At 59.5% G+C, this 21,643-nt stretch carries 22 protein-coding genes; 13 read left to right on the plus strand and 9 right to left on the minus strand.

Annotation, left to right across the window (positions count from 1 at the left end):
* The first annotated feature begins 482 nt into the window (after window positions 1-482).
* The 10 genes from AAAB16_RS12130 (at window position 483) to trpC (ending at window position 10,650) form a co-directional block, all read left to right on the plus strand.
* Window positions 483-1,595, plus strand: a complete 1,113-nt coding sequence (locus AAAB16_RS12130; RefSeq protein ID WP_340663544.1) for an ABC transporter ATP-binding protein — start codon at window positions 483-485, stop codon at window positions 1,593-1,595.
* A 63-nt stretch (window positions 1,596-1,658) separates the two neighbouring features.
* On the plus strand, window positions 1,659-2,690 hold the full coding sequence (locus AAAB16_RS12135; protein WP_340663545.1) for an ABC transporter substrate-binding protein: 1,032 nt from the start codon (window positions 1,659-1,661) through the stop codon (window positions 2,688-2,690).
* A gap of 89 nt (window positions 2,691-2,779) precedes the next feature.
* On the plus strand, window positions 2,780-4,006 hold the full coding sequence (locus AAAB16_RS12140; RefSeq protein WP_340663546.1) for an ABC transporter permease: 1,227 nt from the start codon (window positions 2,780-2,782) through the stop codon (window positions 4,004-4,006).
* A gap of 13 nt (window positions 4,007-4,019) precedes the next feature.
* On the plus strand, window positions 4,020-4,847 hold the full coding sequence (locus AAAB16_RS12145; RefSeq protein ID WP_340663547.1) for an ABC transporter permease: 828 nt from the start codon (window positions 4,020-4,022) through the stop codon (window positions 4,845-4,847).
* A 156-nt stretch (window positions 4,848-5,003) separates the two neighbouring features.
* The gene (rpe, locus tag AAAB16_RS12150) at window positions 5,004-5,678 is read left to right on the plus strand and encodes a ribulose-phosphate 3-epimerase (RefSeq protein WP_110615169.1); all 675 of its coding nucleotides are present in this window, start codon (window positions 5,004-5,006) and stop codon (window positions 5,676-5,678) included.
* A complete protein-coding gene (locus AAAB16_RS12155) occupies window positions 5,675-6,511 on the plus strand; it encodes a phosphoglycolate phosphatase (protein ID WP_340663548.1) in 837 nt (278 codons plus the stop codon). The genes rpe and AAAB16_RS12155 overlap by 4 nt, the downstream gene beginning before the upstream one ends.
* A 172-nt stretch (window positions 6,512-6,683) precedes the next feature.
* Complete coding sequence (gene trpE / locus AAAB16_RS12160; protein ID WP_340663549.1) at window positions 6,684-8,171, plus strand: anthranilate synthase component I; 1,488 nt, start codon at window positions 6,684-6,686, stop codon at window positions 8,169-8,171.
* A 12-nt stretch (window positions 8,172-8,183) separates the two neighbouring features.
* Complete coding sequence (locus AAAB16_RS12165; RefSeq protein ID WP_340663550.1) at window positions 8,184-8,780, plus strand: aminodeoxychorismate/anthranilate synthase component II; 597 nt, start codon at window positions 8,184-8,186, stop codon at window positions 8,778-8,780.
* Window positions 8,777-9,826 carry an anthranilate phosphoribosyltransferase gene (gene trpD / locus AAAB16_RS12170; protein WP_340663551.1) on the plus strand — a complete coding sequence of 350 codons (1,050 nt, stop codon included), beginning with the start codon at window positions 8,777-8,779 and terminating at the stop codon, window positions 9,824-9,826. The genes AAAB16_RS12165 and trpD overlap by 4 nt, the downstream gene beginning before the upstream one ends.
* Window positions 9,823-10,650, plus strand: coding sequence for an indole-3-glycerol phosphate synthase TrpC (gene trpC, locus AAAB16_RS12175; protein WP_340663552.1), 828 nt, complete (start codon window positions 9,823-9,825; stop codon window positions 10,648-10,650). The genes trpD and trpC overlap by 4 nt, the downstream gene beginning before the upstream one ends.
* Before the next feature lie 108 nt (window positions 10,651-10,758).
* Here trpC and crp read toward each other — a convergent pair whose 3' ends face one another.
* Entirely contained in the window at window positions 10,759-11,403 is a 645-nt protein-coding gene (gene crp / locus AAAB16_RS12180) for a cAMP-activated global transcriptional regulator CRP (RefSeq protein WP_108099316.1), read from the minus strand.
* A gap of 238 nt (window positions 11,404-11,641) precedes the next feature.
* Between crp and AAAB16_RS12185 the strand changes: the two genes are divergently transcribed.
* Window positions 11,642-12,064 (plus strand): OsmC family protein, encoded by a 423-nt coding sequence (locus AAAB16_RS12185; RefSeq protein WP_110615163.1) that lies wholly within the window; start codon window positions 11,642-11,644, stop codon window positions 12,062-12,064.
* Between the two features lie 264 nt (window positions 12,065-12,328).
* Window positions 12,329-13,123, plus strand: a complete 795-nt coding sequence (speD, locus tag AAAB16_RS12190; RefSeq protein ID WP_340663553.1) for an adenosylmethionine decarboxylase — start codon at window positions 12,329-12,331, stop codon at window positions 13,121-13,123.
* Between the two features lie 166 nt (window positions 13,124-13,289).
* Here the strand turns inward: speD and coq7 are convergent, their stop codons facing one another.
* From coq7 to AAAB16_RS12205, 3 genes are read right to left on the minus strand one after another with little or no spacing between them, the layout of a single operon-like run.
* Window positions 13,290-13,937 carry a 2-polyprenyl-3-methyl-6-methoxy-1,4-benzoquinone monooxygenase gene (coq7, locus tag AAAB16_RS12195; RefSeq protein WP_340663554.1) on the minus strand — a complete coding sequence of 216 codons (648 nt, stop codon included), beginning with the start codon at window positions 13,935-13,937 and terminating at the stop codon, window positions 13,290-13,292.
* 59 nt (window positions 13,938-13,996) lie between these two features.
* Window positions 13,997-14,800, minus strand: a complete 804-nt coding sequence (locus AAAB16_RS12200) for a formylglycine-generating enzyme family protein (RefSeq protein ID WP_340663555.1) — start codon at window positions 14,798-14,800, stop codon at window positions 13,997-13,999.
* Entirely contained in the window at window positions 14,800-15,138 is a 339-nt protein-coding gene (locus AAAB16_RS12205) for a histidine triad nucleotide-binding protein (RefSeq protein ID WP_340663556.1), read from the minus strand. The genes AAAB16_RS12200 and AAAB16_RS12205 overlap by 1 nt, the downstream gene beginning before the upstream one ends.
* Window positions 15,139-15,235: 97 nt before the next feature.
* Between AAAB16_RS12205 and AAAB16_RS12210 the strand changes: the two genes are divergently transcribed.
* Entirely contained in the window at window positions 15,236-16,717 is a 1,482-nt protein-coding gene (locus tag AAAB16_RS12210; RefSeq protein ID WP_340663557.1) for an AAA family ATPase, read from the plus strand.
* A gap of 12 nt (window positions 16,718-16,729) precedes the next feature.
* On the opposite strand, the gene AAAB16_RS12215 is transcribed toward AAAB16_RS12210, so the two are convergent.
* From AAAB16_RS12215 to hemJ, 5 genes are all read right to left on the minus strand, one after another.
* On the minus strand, window positions 16,730-17,515 hold the full coding sequence (locus AAAB16_RS12215) for an SDR family oxidoreductase (RefSeq protein ID WP_340663558.1): 786 nt from the start codon (window positions 17,513-17,515) through the stop codon (window positions 16,730-16,732).
* Between the two features lie 43 nt (window positions 17,516-17,558).
* A complete protein-coding gene (locus AAAB16_RS12220) occupies window positions 17,559-18,656 on the minus strand; it encodes a DUF805 domain-containing protein (protein ID WP_340663559.1) in 1,098 nt (365 codons plus the stop codon).
* A 94-nt stretch (window positions 18,657-18,750) separates the two neighbouring features.
* The gene (locus AAAB16_RS12225) at window positions 18,751-20,013 is read right to left on the minus strand and encodes an alanine racemase (protein WP_340663560.1); all 1,263 of its coding nucleotides are present in this window, start codon (window positions 20,011-20,013) and stop codon (window positions 18,751-18,753) included.
* Window positions 20,010-20,972: a nitronate monooxygenase family protein gene (locus AAAB16_RS12230; protein ID WP_340663561.1), complete on the minus strand. Its 963-nt coding sequence runs from the start codon at window positions 20,970-20,972 to the stop codon at window positions 20,010-20,012. The genes AAAB16_RS12225 and AAAB16_RS12230 overlap by 4 nt, the downstream gene beginning before the upstream one ends.
* Window positions 20,973-21,025: 53 nt before the next feature.
* Window positions 21,026-21,451 (minus strand): protoporphyrinogen oxidase HemJ, encoded by a 426-nt coding sequence (hemJ, locus tag AAAB16_RS12235; RefSeq protein WP_340663562.1) that lies wholly within the window; start codon window positions 21,449-21,451, stop codon window positions 21,026-21,028.
* Window positions 21,452-21,643: the final 192 nt, after the last annotated feature.

Below are 21,643 nucleotides of genomic sequence, written 5' to 3' on the forward strand. Positions count from 1 at the left end.
GTGCAGGAGAGCGCCTTTTGTTTTGGTGTCACCGTGCCGGGGTCCCCGCCTGCGCGGGAACGACGGGGTAGCGGCCACATATCTGTAGTTGAATGCCAGTTCGGTGGCCGATCTCGTTAAGTAAGCGATGGAGCGCAGACTCGTCTGACCGGCCTCCAAGGTCTCGTCATTCCCGCGAAGGCGGGAATCCAGAATGGTGCAGGAGAACGTCGTTTGTTTCCTAATCACCGCGCCTGGGTTCCCGCCTGCGCGGGAACGACGGGTAGCAGCCACATACCTATTTACGACCCCCTTTCTCTCTCGTGCCGCTCTGCCGCCACATCCCTTGGTCTGGCAATACCCAATCACGCCACCGGGGTAGGGCAATCCCTACCCTCAGTCTTCCGGCTTGCTTATAGCAATCTCTCATAGCCCCCGATTTGCGCTGTCTCCAGGGTTCTCTAGCCTTAGGGCACGACGTACAAAATCAAAAGGGTGGGGTCATGGGCGAGTCGCAAGTCAACGATGTGCTGGTCAGCTTTCGTGGCGTTCAGAAGAGCTACGACGGCGAGAACCTCATCGTCAAAGACCTCAACCTGGAAATCCGCAAAGGCGAATTCCTCACCTTGCTTGGCCCTTCGGGCTCGGGCAAAACCACCAGCCTGATGATGCTCGCCGGCTTTGAAACGCCCACCAATGGCGAAATCCAACTGGCCGGCCGCTCGATCAATAACGTGCCGCCGCATAAACGCGACATCGGCATGGTGTTCCAGAACTACGCCCTGTTCCCGCATATGACGGTGGCCGAGAACCTGGCCTTCCCGTTGACCGTGCGCGGCATGAATAAGACCGATGTCAGTGAGCGGGTAAAGCGCGCGCTGTCGATGGTGCAGCTCGATAGCTTCCGCAATCGCTACCCCGGCCAATTGTCCGGCGGGCAACAGCAGCGTGTGGCCCTGGCCCGTGCGCTGGTGTTTGAGCCGCAGCTGGTGCTGATGGATGAGCCCCTCGGCGCACTGGATAAACAGCTGCGTGAGCATATGCAGATGGAGATCAAACACCTGCATCAACGCTTGGGTGTGACCGTGGTGTATGTGACCCACGACCAGGGCGAAGCGCTGACCATGTCTGACCGCGTAGCGGTTTTCCATCAAGGCGAAATCCAGCAGATCGCTCCGCCGCGCACGCTCTACGAAGAGCCAAAAAATACCTTTGTGGCTAACTTTATCGGTGAGAACAACCGCCTCAATGGCCGCCTGGTCAGTGTTGATGGCGAGCGCTGCGTGGTCGAGTTGGCCCGTGGTGAAAAGGTTACCGCCCTGGCCGTCAACGTCGGTGCGCCGGGCGAGCCGGTGACCTTGTCGATCCGTCCTGAGCGCGTGTTGCTCAATAGCGCCAGCGACAGCTGCAACAACCGCTTCTCGGGTCGAGTGGCGGAATTTATCTATTTGGGCGACCACGTGCGTGTGCGCCTGGAGGTGTGTGGTAAAGCCGACTTCTTCGTCAAACAACCCATCGCCGATCTCGATCCGGCATTGGCTGTAGGTGACGTGGTACCCCTCGGCTGGCAAGTGGAGCACGTTCGCGCGCTCGATCCGCTATTGGAAAGCGCTTAAAGGCTTTTGAAGTTCGCAGTTAGTCACCGCGTCATTCAACCCAACACTGTGGAGAAAACAACAATGAAACAAGCACTGAAACTCGTCACCGTGGCACTTGGGCTGGCGGTTGCCGCTCAGTCCATGGCGGCCGACTTGACCGTTATTTCGTTCGGGGGAGCGAACAAGGCAGCCCAGGTCAAAGCGTTCTACCAGCCGTGGGAAGCAGCTGGCAAAGGCAAGATCATCGCCGGTGAATACAACGGTGAAATGGCCAAGGTCAAAGCCATGGTCGACACCAACAGCGTGTCCTGGGACTTGGTAGAAGTTGAGTCGCCAGAACTGTCGCGCGGTTGCGACGAAGACCTGTTTGAAACCCTCGACCCTGCACTGTTCGGCAACAAAGCCGACTACGTACCGGGCGCAATCCAAAGCTGCGGCGTGGGTTTCTTCGTATGGTCCACCGTGTTGGCCTACAACGCCGACAAGCTGAAAACCGCACCGACCAGCTGGGCCGATTTCTGGGACACCAGCAAATTCCCGGGCAAACGTGGCCTGCGTAAAGGCGCCAAGTACACCCTCGAATTCGCCCTGATGGCCGACGGCGTAGCGCCCAAAGACGTGTACAAAGTGCTGGCCAGCAAAGACGGCCAGAACCGCGCGTTCAAGAAACTCGATGAGCTGAAACCGAATATCCAATGGTGGGAAGCTGGCGCACAGCCGCCGCAATACCTTGCCTCCGGCGACGTGGTAATGAGCTCGGCTTACAACGGCCGTATCGCTGCCGTGCAAAAAGAAAGCAACCTGAAAGTGGTATGGACTGGCGGCATCTACGACTTCGACGCATGGGCCATTCCGAAGGGGTCGAAAAACGCCGAAGAAGCCAAGAAATTCATCGCCTACTCGGTTCAACCTGAGCAGCAGAAGGTCTACTCGGAAAACATCGCGTACGGCCCGGCTAACTCCAAAGCTGTTGCCCTGCTGGACAAAGGCATCCTGAAAGATATGCCGACCACCCCGGAAAACATTGCCGATCAAGTACAGATCGACGTGGCCTTCTGGGCGGACAACGGCGAGCAGTTGGAGCAGCGCTTTAACTCGTGGGCTGCCAAGTAAACGAGCTCGTGTTGTACCTGCTGTAGGCAAGACCGCCACTTACGTTCGTGCGTAAGTGGCGTTTACAGAATTCTTTACCGGAGTTAGCCATGGCCGTCGCCGCCCCCACTTTGAAACAACGCCTTGCGCGTGCCGAGCGGGTCAACCGCTTGAAAGCACAAGCGCTGATCGCGCCGCTGGTGCTGTTTCTGCTGCTGGTGTTTTTGGTGCCGATTGTGGCGCTGCTCTACAAGAGCGTGGCCAACCCGGAAGTGGTCAATGGCCTGCCGCGCACCGTGGTCGCCGTGGCCGATTGGGATGGCAAGGGTTTACCTGCTGAGCCGGTGTACAAGGCCATCAGCGAAGACCTGGGCGAAGCCCGCAAAAATCAAGTCTTGGGCGATCTGTCCAAGCGTCTGAATATGGAATCGGCCGGCTACCGCAGCCTGCTGATGAAAACCGCCAAAGCGCTGCCATTCGCCGAAACACCGGCCTCTTATAAAGAAGCGCTGGAAGGGCTGGATGAGCGTTGGGGCGACCCGGCGTACTGGCAAGTGATCCGCCGCAATACCAGCAGCGTGACGCCTTACTACCTGCTGGCCGCCGTTGACCATCGCATTGACGATGTGGGGGAAGTGGCCCCGGCCACCCCCGACCAAGCCATCTACCTGGATATCTTTGCCCGTACCTTCTGGATGGGCTTGGTGATCACCGCCATCTGCCTGGTGCTGGCGTACCCGCTGGCCTACCTGCTGGCTAACCTGCCCTCGCGGCAGAGCAACCTGCTGATGATTCTGGTACTGCTGCCGTTCTGGACCTCAATTCTGGTACGCGTGGCGGCCTGGATCGTGCTGCTGCAATCGGGCGGGCTGATCAATAGCGCGCTGCTGGCCATGGGCATTATCGATAAGCCGCTGGAGCTGGTGTTCAACCGCTCCGGCGTCTATATCGCCATGGTCCATATCATGCTGCCGTTTATGATTTTGCCGATCTACAGCGTGATGAAGGGTATTTCGCCGACCTATATGCGTGCTGCCATTTCCCTGGGTTGCCACCCCTTTGCCAGTTTTTGGCGTGTGTACTTTCCGCAAACCCTGGCCGGTGTCGGCGCCGGTTGCCTGTTGGTGTTTATCCTCGCCATTGGCTACTACATCACCCCGGCATTGCTGGGCAGCCCGACCGATCAGATGGTCAGCTACTTCGTCGCCTTCTACACCAACACCAGCATTAACTGGGGCATGGCCACGGCCCTGGGCGGCCTGCTGCTGTTCGCCACCCTGGCCCTTTACGTGGTTTACAGCTGGCTGGTGGGCGCAAGCCGCCTGCGCTTGAGCTGATAAGGAGAACCCTATGCAAAGCCCTTATATGTCGCCGATTGAGCGTGTGTGGTACTACGCCCTGCGCACGCTGTGCGCGCTGGTGCTGCTGTTCTTGATTTTGCCGGTGCTGGTGATTGTGCCGCTGTCGTTTAACTCCGGCAGCTTTCTGGTCTATCCGCTGCAAGGCTTCTCGCTGCACTGGTACCAAGACTTCTTCGCCTCGGCCGACTGGATGCGCTCCCTGAAAAACAGCTTGATCGTCGCCCCGGCGGCGACTGTGTTGGCCATGGTCTTTGGCACCCTGGCGGCCATCGGTTTGACCCGTGGTGAGTTCCGCGGCAAGGCGCTGGTCATGAGCCTGGTGATTTCGCCGATGGTGGTGCCGGTGGTGATTGTCGGTGTGGCCAGCTACCTATTCTTCGCGCCGCTGGGCCTGGGCAACAGCTACCTGTCGCTGATCGTGGTGCATGCCGTGCTGGGTGTGCCGTTTGTGATCATCACCGTGTCAGCGACCTTGCAGGGCTTTAACTACAACCTGGTGCGCGCTGCGGCCAGCTTGGGCGCTTCGCCGCTTACCGCGTTTCGCCGCGTCACCTTGCCGCTGATTGCGCCCGGCGTAATCTCTGGCGCGCTGTTTGCGTTCGCGACGTCCTTCGATGAAGTGGTAGTAACCCTATTCCTCGCCGGCCCAGGCCAAGCAACCTTGCCTCGGCAGATGTTTAGCGGCATCCGCGAAAACCTCAGCCCCACTATCGCGGCCGCTGCGACCTTGCTGATCGGCTTCTCCATTGTGTTGCTGCTGACCCTGGAATGGTTGCGTGGCCGCAGTGAGAAACTGCGTACGGCGTCCGCCGAGTAGGGCGTGCTGCGTGCACCAGGGGCAATCGACGTAGATGTAGATACAGGTGCGCACAGCACACCCTACGTCGAGGTCTGCGGCCTCCTGACACAGGGTGGGGCGCTTTGCGGAAATCCTCGGGTACAATGCGCGACGATTTTTTGCCCGAGGTGCGCCATGCAACCTTTCGCCATTGCTCCATCCATTCTTTCCGCTGACTTCGCCCGCCTGGGCCAGGAAGTCGACAATGTCCTGGCCGCTGGCGCTGACATCGTGCACTTCGATGTGATGGACAACCACTACGTGCCCAACCTCACCATCGGCCCGATGGTCTGCACGGCGCTGCGCAAGTACGGCATCACCGCGCCGATTGACGTGCACCTGATGGTGTCTCCGGTGGATCGCATCATTGGCGACTTTATCGAAGCCGGCGCCACTTACATCACCTTTCACCCTGAAGCCAGCCAGCACATTGATCGCTCCTTGCAGCTGATCAAAGCCGGTGGCTGCAAAGCCGGCCTGGTGTTTAACCCGGCCACCTCGCTGGAGAGCCTGAAGTACGTGATGGACAAGGTCGACATGATCCTGCTTATGAGCGTGAACCCAGGCTTTGGCGGGCAGAAGTTTATCCCCGGTACCCTCGACAAACTGCGCGAAGCCCGTGCGTTGATCGACGCCTCCGGCCGCGATATCCGCCTGGAAATCGATGGCGGCGTAAACGTACAGAACATTCGCGAAATCGCCGCCGCCGGGGCCGATACGTTTGTTGCCGGTTCGGCCATTTTCAACACCCCGGACTACGCCGCCGTCATCGCCCAGATGCGCGCCGAACTCGCGCTCGCCCGCCCATGAGCGGCTTCTCGCAGGTGCTCGCCGGGCGCATGCCGCGCCTGGTGATGTTCGACCTGGACGGCACCTTGATCGACTCGGTGCCGGACCTGGCCGCCGCTGTCGAGCAAATGCTCAAGCAACTCAAGCGTCCGGCTGCCGGTATTGAGCAGGTACGGACTTGGGTCGGCAATGGCGTACGCGTGCTGGTGCGCCGCGCCCTGGCTGGTGGCATGGACCATGACGCCGTCAGCGAAGCCGATACCGAAGAAGCGCTGGCGATTTTTATGGAGCTGTACGCTGACAGTCATAACCTCAGCGCCCTGTACCCCGGCGTGCGCGAAACGTTGAAGTGGCTGAAAAGCCAGGGCATCGAAATGGCCCTGATCACCAACAAGCCGGAGCGCTTTGTCGGCCCGCTGCTGGATGAAATGAAGATCGGCCGTTACTTCCGCTGGATCATTGGCGGCGATACGTTGCCGCAGCAAAAGCCCGACCCCACCGCTTTGTACTTCGTGATGCAAATGGCCGAAGTGTCGGCTGCCGAGGCGATCTTTGTCGGCGATTCGCGCAGCGATGTGCTGGCCGCCAAGTCCGCGGGGGTGGCCTGTGTGGCGATGAGTTATGGCTACAACCACGGCCGACCGATTAGCGAGGAGTCGCCCACGTTGGTGATTGATGATCTGCGCGAACTGCTGCCCGATTGCGCCGCGTCGGCCGCTGAGATAATGTTGCCCGACGCTGTCAAATCCCCCCGCCAAAGAGATGCCATCGTGGTGGTCACCCGCAAACATTGGTTCGTTAAATCCGGGATGAAAATCCTCAAGGCCCTGGCCCGTTGGCGTTGGCGCGCCTGATCTGAACCTGGCCGGTTTTCCGGTGTGTTTGCCAGTACGACCCTAAACCTGTTTGACGACGTTGCGAGCCAAAGGCGAGGGCGTGTAATACGCGCCATTGCCATGCCCGCCCAGTGCGCGGCGCGCAGCAACGAGTGAGCAGGTTCTACCCTCAAGCCATGAGGCTGTTGACATGATCCGCGAAGAATTTCTGCGCCTAGCCGCTGAAGGCTATAACCGCATCCCGCTTGCCTGCGAAACCCTGGCTGACTTCGACACCCCGCTGTCGATCTATCTGAAGCTGGCCGACCAGCCCAACTCCTACCTGCTTGAGTCCGTACAGGGCGGCGAGAAGTGGGGGCGTTATTCGATTATCGGCCTGCCGTGCCGCACCGTGTTGCGGGTGCATGACCACCATGTCAGCGTGACCCACGACGGCGTCGAGATCGAAAGCCTGGACGCTGAAGACCCGCTGGCCTTTGTCGAAACCTTTAAAGCCCGCTACAACGTGCCGACCATCGCCGGTCTGCCGCGCTTCAACGGCGGCTTGGTCGGTTACTTCGGCTACGACTGCGTGCGTTACGTGGAAAAACGCCTGGGCAAAAGCCCGAACCCGGACCCCATTGGCGTGCCGGATATCTTGCTGATGGTCTCCGATGCCGTGGTGGTGTTCGACAACCTGGCCGGCAAGATGCACGCGATTGTGCTCGCCGACCCTAGCCAGCCAGATGCCTACGAAAACGGCCTGGCGCGCTTGGAAGAGCTGCTGGAAAAGCTGCGTCAGCCGATCACCCCACGGCGCGGTTTGGACTTCACCAAAGAGTCCGGCATTGAGCCCAACTTCCGCTCCAGCTTTACCCGTGAGGACTACGAGCGATCGGTCGACACCATCAAGGAATACATCCTCGCGGGCGACTGCATGCAGGTGGTGCCGTCACAGCGTATGTCCATTGACTTCAAAGCCGCGCCCATTGATCTGTACCGCGCGCTGCGCTGCTTTAACCCAACGCCGTATATGTACTTCTTTAACTTTGGCGACTTCCACGTAGTGGGCAGCTCGCCAGAAGTGCTGGTGCGGGTGGAAGACAACCTGATCACCGTACGGCCGATTGCCGGCACGCGCCCGCGCGGTGCTAGCGAAGAAGCCGACGTGGCGCTGGAAAAAGACCTGCTGGCCGACGCCAAGGAAATTGCTGAGCACTTGATGCTGATCGACCTGGGGCGCAACGACACCGGTCGCGTGTCCGAAATCGGCACGGTCAAGCTCACCGAAAAAATGGTCATCGAGCGCTATTCCAACGTGATGCACATTGTCTCCAACGTCACCGGCCAGCTGAAAAGCGGGCTGACGGCCATGGATGCGCTGCGGGCGATTCTGCCGGCGGGCACCTTGTCGGGGGCGCCGAAGATTCGCGCCATGGAAATTATTGATGAGCTGGAACCAGTCAAGCGTGGCGTCTACGGCGGCGCCGTCGGCTACCTGGCCTGGAACGGCAATATGGACACGGCCATCGCGATTCGCACCGCCGTGATCAAAAATGGCGAACTGCATGTGCAGGCCGGTGGCGGTATCGTCGCCGACTCGGTGCCGGCGCTGGAATGGGAAGAGACGCTGAACAAACGCCGGGCGATGTTTCGCGCGGTTGCCCTCGCTGAACAGACCACCACCCCGGACGCTTAAGGAGCCATTGCCATGCTGTTAATGATCGACAACTACGACTCCTTTACCTACAACGTCGTGCAGTACCTGGGTGAGCTGGGGGCCGACGTAAAAGTAGTACGCAACGACGAACTGAGCGTTGCTGAAATCGAAAGCCTGCAGCCGGAGCGCATCGTCGTGTCGCCTGGCCCGTGCACGCCAAGCGAAGCCGGTATCTCCATTGAAGCCATCGAAGACTTTGGCGGCAAGCTGCCGATTCTCGGTGTGTGCCTGGGCCACCAGAGCATTGGCCAGGCGTTTGGCGGCGATGTGGTGCGTGCCCGCCAGGTGATGCACGGCAAAACCAGCGCGGTGTACCACAACAACACCGGCGTATTTGAAGGCCTGAATAACCCGCTGACCGTCACCCGTTACCACTCGCTGATCGTCAAGCTGGCAACCCTGCCGGACTGTCTGGAAGTCACCGCCTGGACCCAGCATGAAGATGGCTCGGTCGATGAGATCATGGGCTTGCGCCACAAGACCCTGAATATCGAAGGCGTGCAGTTCCACCCCGAATCGATTCTGTCGGAACAGGGCCACGAGCTGTTCGCCAACTTCCTCAAGCAAACCGGGGGCGTGCGCGCATGAATATCAAAGAAGCGCTCAACCGCGTAGTGGCTCAGCTTGACCTGAGCACCGAGGAAATGCAGGACGTCATGCGCGAGATCATGACCGGGCAGTGCACCGACGCGCAGATCGGTGCCTTCCTGATGGGCATGCGTATGAAGAGCGAAACCATCGACGAGATCGTCGGTGCCGTTTCGGTGATGCGCGAATTGGCTGCCCAGGTGCAATTGCCGACGCTTAAGCATGTGGTTGATGTGGTTGGCACCGGCGGCGATGGCGCCAACATTTTTAACGTCTCCACCGCTGCTGCTTTTGTCGTGGCGGCGGCGGGCGGCAAGGTGGCCAAGCACGGTAACCGTGCGGTGTCCGGCAAGAGTGGCAGCGCCGATTTGTTGGAGGCTGCTGGCATCTATCTGGAACTGACGCCGGTACAAGTGGCGCGCTGCATCGACAGCGTGGGCGTGGGCTTTATGTTTGCTCAGGTGCACCATAAGGCCATGAAATACGCAGCCGGCCCGCGGCGGGAAATGGGCCTGCGCACTCTGTTCAATATGCTTGGTCCGCTGACTAACCCGGCTGGCGTTAAGCACCAGGTGGTCGGCGTATTCAGTCAGGAGCTGTGCCGTCCGCTGGCTGAGGTGCTCAAGCGCCTGGGTAGCGAGCATATTCTGGTGGTGCATTCGCGCGACGGGCTGGATGAGTTCAGCCTGGCGGCAGCGACCCATGTGGCCGAGCTGAAAGATGGCCAGATCACCGAATACGATGTGCGCCCGGAAGATTTCGGTATCACCAGCCAGACCCTGATGGGCCTGGAAGTGGCTAGTCCGGCAGCATCGCTGGAGTTGATTCGCGACGCCTTGGGGCGGCGCAAAACCGAGGCCGGCAAAAAAGCCGGTGACTTGATTGTGCTGAATGCGGGCGCTGCCCTGTATGCCGCCGATTTAGCGACTAGCCTGCATGAAGGTGTGCAGTTGGCCCATGACGCGTTGCACACTGGGTTGGCTCGGGAAAAGATGGAAGAGTTGGCGTCCTTTACGGCGGTGTTCCGCCAGGAGAATCAAGCGTGAGTGTGCCTACCGTCCTGGAGAAGATCCTCGCCCGCAAGGTCGAAGAAGTCGCTGCTCGTCGTGCTGTGGTAAGCCTTGCCGAAGTCGAGCGCGAAGCGCGCGCTGCCGACGCCCCGCGTGGCTTCGCCGCTGCATTGCTGGCTGCGGCTAAACGCAAAGAGCCGGGCGTGATCGCCGAAATCAAAAAGGCTTCGCCGAGTAAAGGCGTGTTGCGTGAAGACTTTGTGCCGGCAGACATCGCCCAGAGTTATGAAGTGGGCGGAGCGACCTGTCTGTCGGTACTGACCGATATCGACTTCTTCCAAGGCGCCGATCATTACCTGCAACTGGCTCGGGCCGCCTGTGCGCTGCCGGTGATTCGTAAAGACTTTATGATCGATCCGTACCAGATCATCGAGTCCCGGGCCTTGGGTGCCGACTGCATTTTGCTGATCGTTTCGGCGCTGGATGACGTGCAGATGGCTGAGTTGGCCGCGGTGGCCAAGTCGGTGAATCTGGATGTGCTGGTGGAAGTGCACGATGGCGCAGAGCTGGACCGCGCGTTGAAGGTGTTGGATACACCGCTGGTGGGTGTTAACAACCGTAACCTGCACACCTTTGAGGTCAGCCTGGAAACCACCCTCGACCTGCTGCCGCGCATCCCTCGCGACCGTATGGTGGTGACCGAGAGCGGCATCATGAATCGCGCCGATGTGGAGCTGATGGAAATCAGCAACGTGTACGGCTTCCTGGTTGGCGAGGCGTTTATGCGCGCGGCCAATCCTGGGTTGGAATTGCAGAAGCTGTTTTTCCCAGAGCGTAAAGGGCCTGTAAGCATTGATTGATAGGTTGGGTTGAACGAAGTGAAGCCCAACAAAAGGAACACAAATAAAAAGGCCAGCTCTGGAGCTGGCCTTTTTATTGTTCGTGTTTTTTATCCAAGCCTTGTGAGCTTAGCGAGTGCCGAACACCACCATGGTTTTGCCTTTGACGTTGACCAAGCCCTGTTCTTCCAGTGCCTTGAGCACACGCCCAACCATCTCCCGCGAGCAGCCAACAATGCGGCCGATTTCCTGACGAGTAATCTTGATTTGCATACCGTCGGGGTGGGTCATGGCGTCGGGCTGTTTGCACAGGTCCAACAAGGTGCGCGCTACGCGGCCCGTCACGTCAAGGAAGGCCAGGTCGCCGACTTTGCGCGTGGTGTTGCGCAGGCGTTCGGCCATCTGGCTGCCCAGGGCGTAGAGGATGTCCGGGTCTTGCTGGGTCAGTTCGCGGAACTTGGCGTAGCTCAGTTCAGCCACTTCGCATTCGGTTTTTGCCCGCACCCACGCGCTGCGTTCTTTCTCGATGCCGTCCTTTTCAAACAGACCCATTTCACCGAAGAAATCGCCCGAGTTGAGGTAGGCGATGATCATTTCGCGGCCATCGTCATCCTCAATCAGGATGGTGACCGACCCTTTGACGATAAAGAACAACGTCTCGCCGCGATCACCTGCGTAGATGATGGTGCTTTTAGCGGTGTAACGACGGCGATGACAATGCGCGAGCAGTTTGTCGATGTTCTTTATTTTTGGTGTGAGAGTTATAGCTACCATGCCCTAGCCCCGAAGAAAAAAATAAGTCCAATCCGTTGCCTAGCAGCAATCTTTTTAATAGTTATTCGAGCAAGTGTGCCAGTAAACCGTCGCCAGCTTAACAGACAGTCATGCCCGTTGATCGGTTTTGCGACGTGGCTATCATTGGCGGCACTCTATCGACCTGTCTGCTGTGACTAAGTTGGTCTATAACGCTGTGTTAAGCTGCGAACCCCTTTTTAACAGTGGAGGCGTGGCAATGAAAGCGCGGATTCAGTGGGCTGGCGAAGCTCTTTTCCTGGGTGAGTCAGGAAGTGGCCATGTAGTCGTTATGGATGGTCCGCCCGAGAGCGGTGGACGCAACCTTGGCGTGCGTCCGATGGAGATGGTGTTGATCGGCCTCGGCGGCTGCACCAACTACGATGTGGTCAGCATTCTGAAAAAGTCCCGGCAGCCAATCGAAAGTTGCGAGGCCTTTCTTGAGGCTGAACGCGCCAGCGAAGAACCAAAAGTGTTCACCAAAATCCACGTGCATTTCGTGGTCAAGGGCCGTGGCTTGAAAGAAGCCCAGGTCAAGCGTGCGGTGGAATTGTCTGCCGAGAAATACTGCTCGGCCTCGATCATGCTCGGCCGCGGTGGCGTGGAAATTACCCACGACTACGAAATCATCGAGCTGGGCTAAACCGCCAGTGGCGCGTTGACACGCTGCCATCATAAAAGCGGCGCATACTCGGCCAGCATTAGACGCTGGCAGCGGGTAACCGACCTCTGCATAATGGCGCCCCTTTTTCCGGGGCGTCGTGCAGAGAACACGACGCCGCGAACCCATACCCAAAATCGCCAAAGCGAAGAGGTGTTAACCGTCCTACGCAGCTGTGTTGTTCACAACTGACGGGCATGCTCGATCACGCGGCCTGGCCGCATCGTTAAAAGAGAGTTCCTTACGGTGAAAAGCAAACTCAAGCTCCACGGGTTCAACAACCTGACGAAGACCTTGAGCTTCAACATCTATGACATCTGCTACGCGGAAACGCCGGAAGACCAGCAGGCCTACGTTCAGTACATCAATACCGAGTACGACGCAGCGCGGCTGACGCAGATTCTCACGGATGTCGTCGACATTATCGGTGCCAATATCCTCAATATCGCTCGCCAGGATTACGATCCCCAAGGCGCCAGCGTGACCATTCTGATCTCCGAGCAACCGGTCACACCGACCGAAAGCCAGATCGAGGAATCCCCAGGCCCGCTCCCCGATACCATCCTTGCGCACTTGGATAAAAGTCATATCACTGTGCACACCTACCCGGAAATTCACCCGGTAGATGGCATTGCCACGTTCCGCGTGGATATCGACGTGTCCACCTGCGGGGTTATTTCACCGCTCAAGGCGCTCAACTACCTGATTCACCAGTTCGATTCGGACATCGTCACCGTGGATTACCGCGTGCGCGGCTTTACCCGTGACGTGGAAGGCAAAAAGCACTTTATCGATCACGAGATCAACTCGATCCAGAACTACCTCTCCGACGACACGCAAGCGGCCTATCAGATGACCGACGTGAACGTGTACCAAGAGAACCTGTTCCACACCAAGATGCTGCTCAAAGAGTTCGAGCTGGATAACTACCTGTTTGGCGATGCCACGCAGAACCTGTCCGCCGAGCAACGCGAGACCGTGACCAAGCGGGTGAAGCACGAGATGTTGGAGATTTTCTACGCGCGTAACGTGCCGATGTAATCGTCTGGATTCGAGTAAATGCAAAAGGGCGCCGATGAGGCGCCCTTTTTTGTTGCTCTGATTCTGATGCTTCATCGCGCCTAGATCCCCGCCTGCTCGGGGGGGGACCGGCAATTATTGAGGAGTCCGTCGTCCCCGCGCAGGCGGGGACCCAGGTGCGTTACATTCAGATCCGGTAGGTGCTTTTAGTCATCACCTTGGACAACAAGCTCATCCCAAACTTAACCGGCGCCGGAAAGCGGAACCCGCCGGCGTCCAATGCACTGGCCGAGTGCTGAGCTTCGTCGGTAAGCATCTGTTCCAAAATCGCCCGAGACTTTTCATCCTCAGCCGGAATTTGTGTCAGGTGCTCATCCAGGTGTTTGCACACTTGGTCTTCAGTGGCGGCGACAAAACCTAAGCTCACGCGATCACTGATCAAACCGGCAACCGCGCCCACGCCAAACGACAAGCCGTAAAACACCGGGTTGAGAATGCTCGGGTGGCTGCCCAGCTCGCGGATGCGCTGCTCGCACCAAGCCAAGTGGTCAATTTCTTCCTCGGCTGCATGCTCCATGGCTTTGCGTACATGGGGCAACTTGGCGGTAAGGGCTTGGCCTTGGTGCAGCGCCTGGGCGCAGACCTCGCCGGTGTGGTTGACGCGCATCAGCCCAGCCACATGGCGGGTGTCATCGGCGTTTAGTTCCACATCGGGTTGGGTCAGCCCAGGAGAGGGGCGGTAAGGTTGGCCGCTAAAGGGCAGCAGGGTGCGTAGAGCTGCGTCGGCCTGCAGCAGCAAACGGTCGACGGGGGAGTAGTGGCGTTCGGTAGTCATAGGATTACCTCCGGAAAAGTCTGCGGGCAGTTTACTCCAACTTGCGAGAAGTGCGCCGCTCAGGGCAGCTCGCGGAGCACGCGAAAACCTAACGCATAGTCATCTTTGCCCGGCTGCTTCAGGTCACGGAAGCTGCTGCGCAGATAGGTTGGGCCGCTATTCCAGGCGCCACCCCGAACGACACGGGGGCTTTGGTCGAGCAAACCGGCGGTCTGTTGCTCGCTGCCGTCGAACGGTGTGGCAAAGCGTGATGCGGTCCATTCCCAGACATTACCGGCCGTGTCATACAGGCCAAATGCGTTAGGCGCAAACTGGCCAACCTGGCCGGTCTTGTACTGGTCTGAGCGCGGCGAGCCGCAGCCACGGCAGTGGGCGCGCGGGTTATCTTCGGGACTATCGAGCTGCTCGCCCCACCAGTAAAAGCTGCTGCTACCGCCACGTGCGGCATATTCCCACTCGGCCTCGGTGGGCAGGCGATAACGTTGCCCCGTGTCTTTCGACAGCCATTGCAGATAGCTCTGCACCGCAAACCAGGACACATGGATCACCGGCCGCTGCTCAGACAAGCCCCAGCCTTCGTTATCGGGTAGTGCTTTGCCGGTGGCCCGGGCATAACGCTGCCAGTCGGCGAAGGTGAGCTCAAAGCGGCCAATGGCAAATGGCTTGGTGATGGTGACACGGCGCGCCGGCTGTTCGTTGTAGTTGCCACGCCCGGTGCTGTCGCCGAACAGAAATTCGCCGGCCGGTACTTTCACCAACTCAGGGCCCGGCTCATTGCTGCTTAGGGTGTCGTGAAAAACCTCAGCGGCGACGGCGTAGGTGTTGAGCAGGCCTGTCAGGGCCAGAGCGATAAACCCCCGCATCAGCCCGGCGGCCAGGCCAGTTGGCGCTTGCCAAGCACATGCATATGGATGTGGTAGACGGTTTGCCCGCCATCCTCGTTGCAGTTCATTACCGCGCGAAAGCCCTGTTCGCAGCCTTGTTCTTTGGCCAGGCGCTGGGCGGTGAAGAGCATATGACCGGCGAGGGCTTTGTCGTCTTCGCTGAGGTCGTGCAGGGTGGCGATATGTTTTTTCGGGATGACTAGAAAGTGCACCGGCGCCTGTGGGCCAATATCGTGAAACGCGACAACTTGGTCGTCTTCATAAAGCTTGCGCGCGGGAATGTCCCCGGCGACGATCTTGCAGAACAGACAGTCCACGGACAGGTCTCCAGCTGATGAAAGAGAGCCGGAGTTTAACAGGCCCGCCAGAGACGGCGAGTGCATGCCGGTGTGGCGTGATCAATAGGGAGCAGGTGTGAAGAACGATATCCATGACTTGGGGCTGGTGCTCGATTCCAAGGTAAAGCTGGTGGTGATCGAGTCCTGGGATGAGCAGCGGGTAATGGAAACCCTCACCACCCTGGCGGTAAAACGCGGGCTGGGGCTGTACACCTGGGCCGTGACCGAGGGCATGCAAAAGCTCGGTTTTGGCGGCGAGCCGCAGGGCGATATGCCCAGCTTTGAAGCCGAGGCGGCGCTGCGCCTGATCAAGCATGACCCGCAGCCCAATCTCTATGTGCTCTGCGACCTGCACCCGTTTATGGACGACAACCCCAAGCTGGTGCGCCTGCTCAAGGAAATCGCTATGGCCGAGGCGCCGCATAAGCCGACGGTGGTGCTGGTTTCCCATGCGTTGAAGTTGCCGCCCGAGGTTCAGCGCTACGCCGCGCGCTTTACGTTGTCACTGCCGTCTGAAGACGAGCTGCTGGCCATTGTGCGCGAAGAGGCCGGGCGCTGGAGCGAGCGTAACCGTGGCGCCCGCGTGCGTACCGACAACCGTACTTTGCAGCAGGTGGTAAAAAACCTGCGCGGCATGAGCCACGCCGAAGCGCGGGTGCTGGCGCGTGGGGTGATTTGCAACGACGGCGCCATTACCCAGGAAGATTTGCCCGAGCTGAACAAAACCAAATTCAAGCTGCTCGACCTTGAAGGCGTGCTCAGCTTTGAGCATGACACCGCACGTTTTGCCGAGGTCGGCGGCCTGCTAAATCTCAAGCGTTGGCTGGCCGAGCGGCAGGATATTTTCCTCGAAGCCAAAGCCGCCGATTTGCCCAAGGGCATGTTGCTGGTAGGTGTGCAGGGCGGTGGTAAGAGTTTGGCGGCCAAAGCGGTGGCGGGTCTGTGGGGCTTGCCGCTGCTGCGCCTGGATTTCGCCTGCCTGTACAACAAGTTCTTTGGTGAGACCGAACGCAACCTGCGTGAAGCCTTGCGCTTGGCCGAGCAAATGGCGCCCTGTGTGCTGTGGATGGACGAGGTGGAAAAAGGCCTGGCCAGCGGTGATCAGGACGGCGGCGTTAGCCAGCGCGTATTGGGCACCCTACTGACCTGGATGGCTGAGCGCAAAGCGCCGGTGTTTATGGTCGCCACCGCCAACAGCATCGACCGCTTGCCGCCGGAGCTGGTGCGTAAAGGGCGTTTTGATGAGCTGTTTTTTGTCGACCTGCCAGATGCGCAAATCCGTGCGGATATCTTCCGTATTCACCTGCAACGTCGCGAGCTGGAACCGGCCGGCTTTGACTTGGTGCAACTGGCGACCGTCAGCGATGGCTTTACCGGCGCCGAGATTGAGCAGGTGGTGGTCAGTGCCTTGTATGCCGGCCAGGCACGGCAACAGCCGGTAGACCAAGCCCTACTGCTACGCACCATCAGCAGTACCTCGCCATTGTCGGTGGTGATGGCGGAAGACTTGGCCGCGTTGCGCACCTGGGCTGCCGGGCGTACTGTGGCGGCGGGCTAAGGGCGCTGTGAGCTAGTGGGTAAAACGTTTGTTGATCCGGCCCGCCAGTTTGCGCACCAGCCAGCGCGGAGCGAAGCGTGAACTGCCTGCGGCCAGGCGATTGCGCCAGCCGGGAATGATAATGGCGCGGTTTTTTTCCAGGGCTCGCACGGTATACAGGGCGAGCTCTTCGGCATTCATCATCAGTTTGCTGTTATCCAGCTTGCCCATCTCCATCTGCGCGCCGCGAAAAAACGCCGTGCGTGTTGGCCCTGGGCACAGCACCGATACCTTGATGCCGCGTTCCTTGAGTTCCTCACGTAAACCTTCGGAAAAGCTCAGCACATAGGCTTTGCCTGCGTAGTAGCTGCTCATCCACGGCCCCGGCTGAAACGCTGCTACCGATGCCACGTTAAGAATCTGCCCGCCGCCTTGCAGCGCCATGCTGTTGCCGATGGCGTGGCACAAGCGGGTGAGGGCAAGCAGATTGACCTCCAGTTGCTGTTGTTCGCGGCCCCAGTCACTGTCGAGAAACGACCCCGAAGTACCAAGCCCTGCATTGTTAACCAGCAAGTCGATATGCAGCTCGCCCTGTTCCAGTTCATGGATCAGGCCGGTGAGTTGAGTGGGGTGGGCGAGGTTGCAGGTGCGAAACAGCACCTCCACGCCAAAGCGTTGGGTGAACTCGCAGGCGACGCTTTCTAGTACATCGCGCTGGCGGGCCACCAGAATCAGATTACGCCCGCGCCTGGCCAAGGCTTCTGCCAAGGCCAGACCGATGCCGCTGGAGGCCCCGGTTACTAATGCATAACGGGGCATAGGGTTCTCCGCGCGGCTAATGGGAAGTACAGCAGTGGGGCGCTTACTCTTCGTCCGACTCGCTGTCGTCAGCGGGTTCGCCAGCGTCAGCCGGGTCTACGGCTTCGGCCGGTTCGGCATAGTCAGCAGACGGCTCGGCAGATTGCTCTTGCGAGTAACCAGATTCTGCGGCGCGGTCCAGGTAGCCCTGATAAGCCGGAATCGCAATGGCGGCCAGAATACCGATGATGGGCACCAACAACATGGTCCATGCCAGCGCGACAACGCCTTTGCTATTTGGTGGTGGCGGCGGGCCATAGCGGTTGGCGCCGGCTGTGCCAGGCAAAACCAGCATCAGCAGAGCAAACACGCTGCCCACGATCGGCACAAAGTTAAGCAGCAGCAACCAGGCCGACCAGCCCAGGTCGTGCAAACGTTTGGCACCAAAACCAACGCTCACCACCATCAGGCCAATAAACGCGACAACCATCAGCAGCATGGCGACTACCTGTGACACTGCCATCGCACCGACGAAAATCAGACCCAGGACGGGAATGGCCATCAACGACAAGGCCATGCTCCAGCCCAGATAACGCACGCGGCCAATTCGGCCTTCAACACCGAAGTAGTTGAGCTCGCTGTATTGGGCGCCTGGGTCGCCCACTTGCGCTTGTGGCGTGGCGTACGGCGAGGCGGCTAGGGCTACGCCAGTGGTGGCAACAGCAGCGGCAGGTGCGGCGGCTGCGGCTTCAGCCAACTGCGCCTGACGGGCGATGTACTTGTCGATAACGATGCCACAGGCGCTGCATTCGATGGCTTTGCCCTGCTCATGGCCGCATTTTGGGCAGGTCATGCGCGTAGCATCAGCTTCGGGTTCAACGGGGGCTGTGCGATGGTCGTCGGTTTCCACCAGGCTGAGGCTGGCAGACAAGTCCGGTTCTTTGTAGACCTTGGCGCCAGCGTTTTGCAGGGCGCCGAGATACTTGTCGGCCTCGGCATCGCTTAGATCGCGCTTAAGCGCCACCGGGCTACCAGTGAACAGGGCGTCGATTTTGGCCAGGTCGCTCTTGAACAGGCGAGCGAGGTTGTCTTTTACGGCGTCCAGTGCCGCAGCCGGCATTAGTTCGCCAGCGAATACGATTTTGTAGCGTGTGTCGGTCATGCGCACGTCCCTGTCAGCGATAGAGGTGAAGTGGCGCACAGCGTACTGGCCATAGTGGCTTGCCGACAAGGGCAGACGTGACGGCGATCACGCTTCAGCCCATGTTTTCTGGCTTCCAGCTGCCCACCAGACGGTTATTGCGCAACAAGCGGAGTTCGCCGAAGTCGTCCAGCACGCCCTCCGACAGCTGCGGGCGAAGAAATACCCAGTCATCGACCTTAAGCGCCGTGGCCGCTGAGCCGTTTAGCCGCTCCTGGTTGGCGCTGCGTCCGTACAGCGAGTCATAACTAAGACCCGCCGGAGCCACTGGGTCGGCTGGCCAGCGTCCGCCATATAGGTAATAAGCGCGCTGGCGATTTTGATCCCAGCGTTGCAGCGCCGATTGCAGATTGGCCAGGTATGGCAGCTCGCCGCTCTGCGCTTTGAGCACGGGCGAGGCGATCCACAAGGCCGGGTTGTGGCTGCTCAGCAGGTCACTGTCGAATTCACTGGGTTTGAGCAGGGCAGAGCCCACGGACACTTCATTGAGCGGCGTATCGCCTCGGGCATGCAAGGCATAGGTCAGGCTGCCGGCGCCATTTAATAGCGGCTGCGCGGGCCACAAGTCAGTGAAGGTTTGTGCTGTGTCGATAAAGGCGCGGTAGCGCGCGTTGGTATCAGCAAAGGCCCGGTCGCGGCCAATCCAGGGCGGCGAGTGGGCGATATGGGCGTCGTACCCCATCAGGCCGCGCACCTGCAGATGGGCTTTGCTGGTGCGCAATGTGCTTAGCGCTTGGCCAAGGGCTTGGGGATCGCTAAAACCACCGCGGGCTAAGCCTAGGTCGATTTCCAAGGCAATTTGCAGCGGTTGTTTCAGCGCGCGGGCCAGTTCAGCGTATTGCTGCAGGCGTAGTGGGCTGTCGATCAGCCAGGTGACTTGGCGCGCTGGATCAAAGCGGGTGATGCCTAGCTGCTGGTAGAACGCCAGGGCGGCGCTGACCGGCAGTGGTTTGCCCAACAGCAGATCGGCATCGGTGAATAGCCGGGCCAGTTGATTAAGCTGCGGTTGGTGAAACGCCATAAAGCGCCGTGTTGCGAGCTTCTTGGCCAGGTAGTCGAGCAAACCATCGCTGGCCAGCGACTTGGCCACCAGGCGCAACGGCAGTTTGCTGCCCAGCCGCTGGGAGAGCACATCGGCGTTGGCATCCAGGCGCTGCATATCGACAACCAACAACGGCACCCCAGCGCCCTGCTGCTTTAGCAGGGCATTAAGGCTGGCGAAGTAATCGTCATACGGCCGGCCATTGTCGCTGGGGCGTGCCGCCCAAATACCCAGCAAGCCCAGCGCGCTAAGGCCAAGCAGGTGGCGACGGTTCATCGCGGCCAGCGCTGGCCCAGTTGCACGCCGCGTTGCAGGGCGGCGCGGTATTCGTCGTCGAGGCGTTTGACCAGCTCGGCGACGCTTGGCAGGTCGCTGATATCGCCCACGCCCTGGCCGGCGGACCACACGGTTTTCCAGGCTTTGGCTTCGTCGTTGATGGGTTTGAGTTTTTCGCCGTAATTCACCGCGCCTTTATCTTGCAGCTTGGCCAGGTCGAAACCACCGGCTTCCAGGCTTTGGCGCATAAAGCTGGCGGGTACACCGGATACGGCGGGTGTGTGCACGATATCGGCAGCTTTGGCGCTGAGGATCATGTTCTTGTACGCATCCGGGGCGTCGTTCTCTTGCACGGCGATCATGCGCGTGCCGAGGTAAGCCAGGTCGGCGCCGAGCAACTGCGCGGCGAGAATCTCGTGGCCATGGTTAAGGCAGCCGGCCAGCAGCAGGGTTTTGTCGAAGAACTGACGAATTTCCGCAACCAATGCAAAGGGGCTCCAGGTTCCGGCGTGGCCACCAGCGCCGGCCGCTACGGCGATCAAGCCATCGACGCCAGCCTCAGCGGCTTTCTCGGCGTGCCGGCGCGTGGTGACGTCGTGAAATACCAGGCCGCCGTAACTGTGTACGGCATCGACCACTTCCTTCACCGCCCCTAGGCTGGTGATGACGATGGGCACGCGCTGTTCCACGCAGATGGCCAGGTCGGCCTGCAGGCGCGGGTTGGTGTTGTGCACGATGAGGTTAACGGCGTAGGGCGCTGAGTCTGGTAGCAAACCGGCGTTGATCTCATCCAGCCAGGCTTTAAAGCCGCTACTTTCACGCTGGTTAAGTGCGGGGAAGCTGCCGACGATGCCGCTGTTGCAGCAGGCCAGTACCAATTGCGGATTGGAGACCAGAAACATCGGTGCAGCAACCACCGGTAAGCGCAGACGTTGTTCGAGCAGGGCAGGCAAAGACATCAGTAACCTCCAATCGAGTAGACGACGCCGGCGTTACGCGGCAGTTGTGAGAGTTAGAACGGACGCACCACCACCAGAATTACGATGGCCAACAAGGCCAGCACGGGAGCTTCGTTAAACCAACGGTAGAACACATGGCTGTGGCGCTGCTCGCCAGCGGCAAAACGTTTACGCATGGCGCCGCACATATGGTGGTAGCCAACCAGAACCACGACCAAGGTTAGCTTGGCGTGCATCCAGCCTTGGCTGAGCAGGCCGGGGTTCAGGAGCAGTAGCCAAATACCGAGGGCAACGGTGGCCAGCATCGAGGGGGTCATGATGCCGCGGTAGAGCTTGCGCTCCATCACGCAGAAGCGTTCTTTGCTGGCGCTGTCTTCGCTCATGGCGTGGTAGACGAATAGACGGGGCAGGTAGAACAGCCCGGCAAACCAGCAAACCATGGCGATGATGTGGAAGGCTTTTACCCAGAGGTAGAGCATGGGGGGTTCCCAAACAAATAAGGTGGTTATGCGAGCCGCGAGTGCCCTGAAGTGGCCGTATTAAACAGGTTTCGTCTGCCTTACGTCACTAAGGCGGTTGGCCCATGGCCGATGCGCCCGTATCATCGGCAGCTCTCCCGCAGTTGGGTTCAGTGGTCTTCGTAGAGGAATAGTGATGGTCAAGGTCGGTAT

Origin of the sequence: Pseudomonas sp., assembly GCF_037994325.1 — a bacterium.
Lineage (GTDB): Bacteria > Pseudomonadota > Gammaproteobacteria > Pseudomonadales > Pseudomonadaceae > Aquipseudomonas.

Excerpts from the sequence above, each read along its gene's own strand:
- crp (WP_108099316.1), bottom strand. The coding sequence starts at position 11,403 with ATGGTAGCTATAACTCTCACACCAAAAATAAAGAACATCGACAAACTG.
- AAAB16_RS12230 (WP_340663561.1), bottom strand. The coding sequence starts at position 20,972 with ATGTCTTTGCCTGCCCTGCTCGAACAACGTCTGCGCTTACCGGTGGTT.
- AAAB16_RS12140 (WP_340663546.1), top strand. The coding sequence starts at position 2,780 with ATGGCCGTCGCCGCCCCCACTTTGAAACAACGCCTTGCGCGTGCCGAG.
- coq7 (WP_340663554.1), bottom strand. The coding sequence starts at position 13,937 with ATGACTACCGAACGCCACTACTCCCCCGTCGACCGTTTGCTGCTGCAG.
- AAAB16_RS12185 (WP_110615163.1), top strand. The coding sequence starts at position 11,642 with ATGAAAGCGCGGATTCAGTGGGCTGGCGAAGCTCTTTTCCTGGGTGAG.
- AAAB16_RS12135 (WP_340663545.1), top strand. The coding sequence starts at position 1,659 with ATGAAACAAGCACTGAAACTCGTCACCGTGGCACTTGGGCTGGCGGTT.
- AAAB16_RS12215 (WP_340663558.1), bottom strand. The coding sequence starts at position 17,515 with ATGCCCCGTTATGCATTAGTAACCGGGGCCTCCAGCGGCATCGGTCTG.
- AAAB16_RS12145 (WP_340663547.1), top strand. The coding sequence starts at position 4,020 with ATGCAAAGCCCTTATATGTCGCCGATTGAGCGTGTGTGGTACTACGCC.
- rpe (WP_110615169.1), top strand. The coding sequence starts at position 5,004 with ATGCAACCTTTCGCCATTGCTCCATCCATTCTTTCCGCTGACTTCGCC.
- AAAB16_RS12165 (WP_340663550.1), top strand. The coding sequence starts at position 8,184 with ATGCTGTTAATGATCGACAACTACGACTCCTTTACCTACAACGTCGTG.
- trpE (WP_340663549.1), top strand. The coding sequence starts at position 6,684 with ATGATCCGCGAAGAATTTCTGCGCCTAGCCGCTGAAGGCTATAACCGC.
- AAAB16_RS12220 (WP_340663559.1), bottom strand. The coding sequence starts at position 18,656 with ATGACCGACACACGCTACAAAATCGTATTCGCTGGCGAACTAATGCCG.
- trpD (WP_340663551.1), top strand. The coding sequence starts at position 8,777 with ATGAATATCAAAGAAGCGCTCAACCGCGTAGTGGCTCAGCTTGACCTG.
- hemJ (WP_340663562.1), bottom strand. The coding sequence starts at position 21,451 with ATGCTCTACCTCTGGGTAAAAGCCTTCCACATCATCGCCATGGTTTGC.
- AAAB16_RS12200 (WP_340663555.1), bottom strand. The coding sequence starts at position 14,800 with ATGCGGGGGTTTATCGCTCTGGCCCTGACAGGCCTGCTCAACACCTAC.
- AAAB16_RS12225 (WP_340663560.1), bottom strand. The coding sequence starts at position 20,013 with ATGAACCGTCGCCACCTGCTTGGCCTTAGCGCGCTGGGCTTGCTGGGT.
- AAAB16_RS12155 (WP_340663548.1), top strand. The coding sequence starts at position 5,675 with ATGAGCGGCTTCTCGCAGGTGCTCGCCGGGCGCATGCCGCGCCTGGTG.
- AAAB16_RS12130 (WP_340663544.1), top strand. The coding sequence starts at position 483 with ATGGGCGAGTCGCAAGTCAACGATGTGCTGGTCAGCTTTCGTGGCGTT.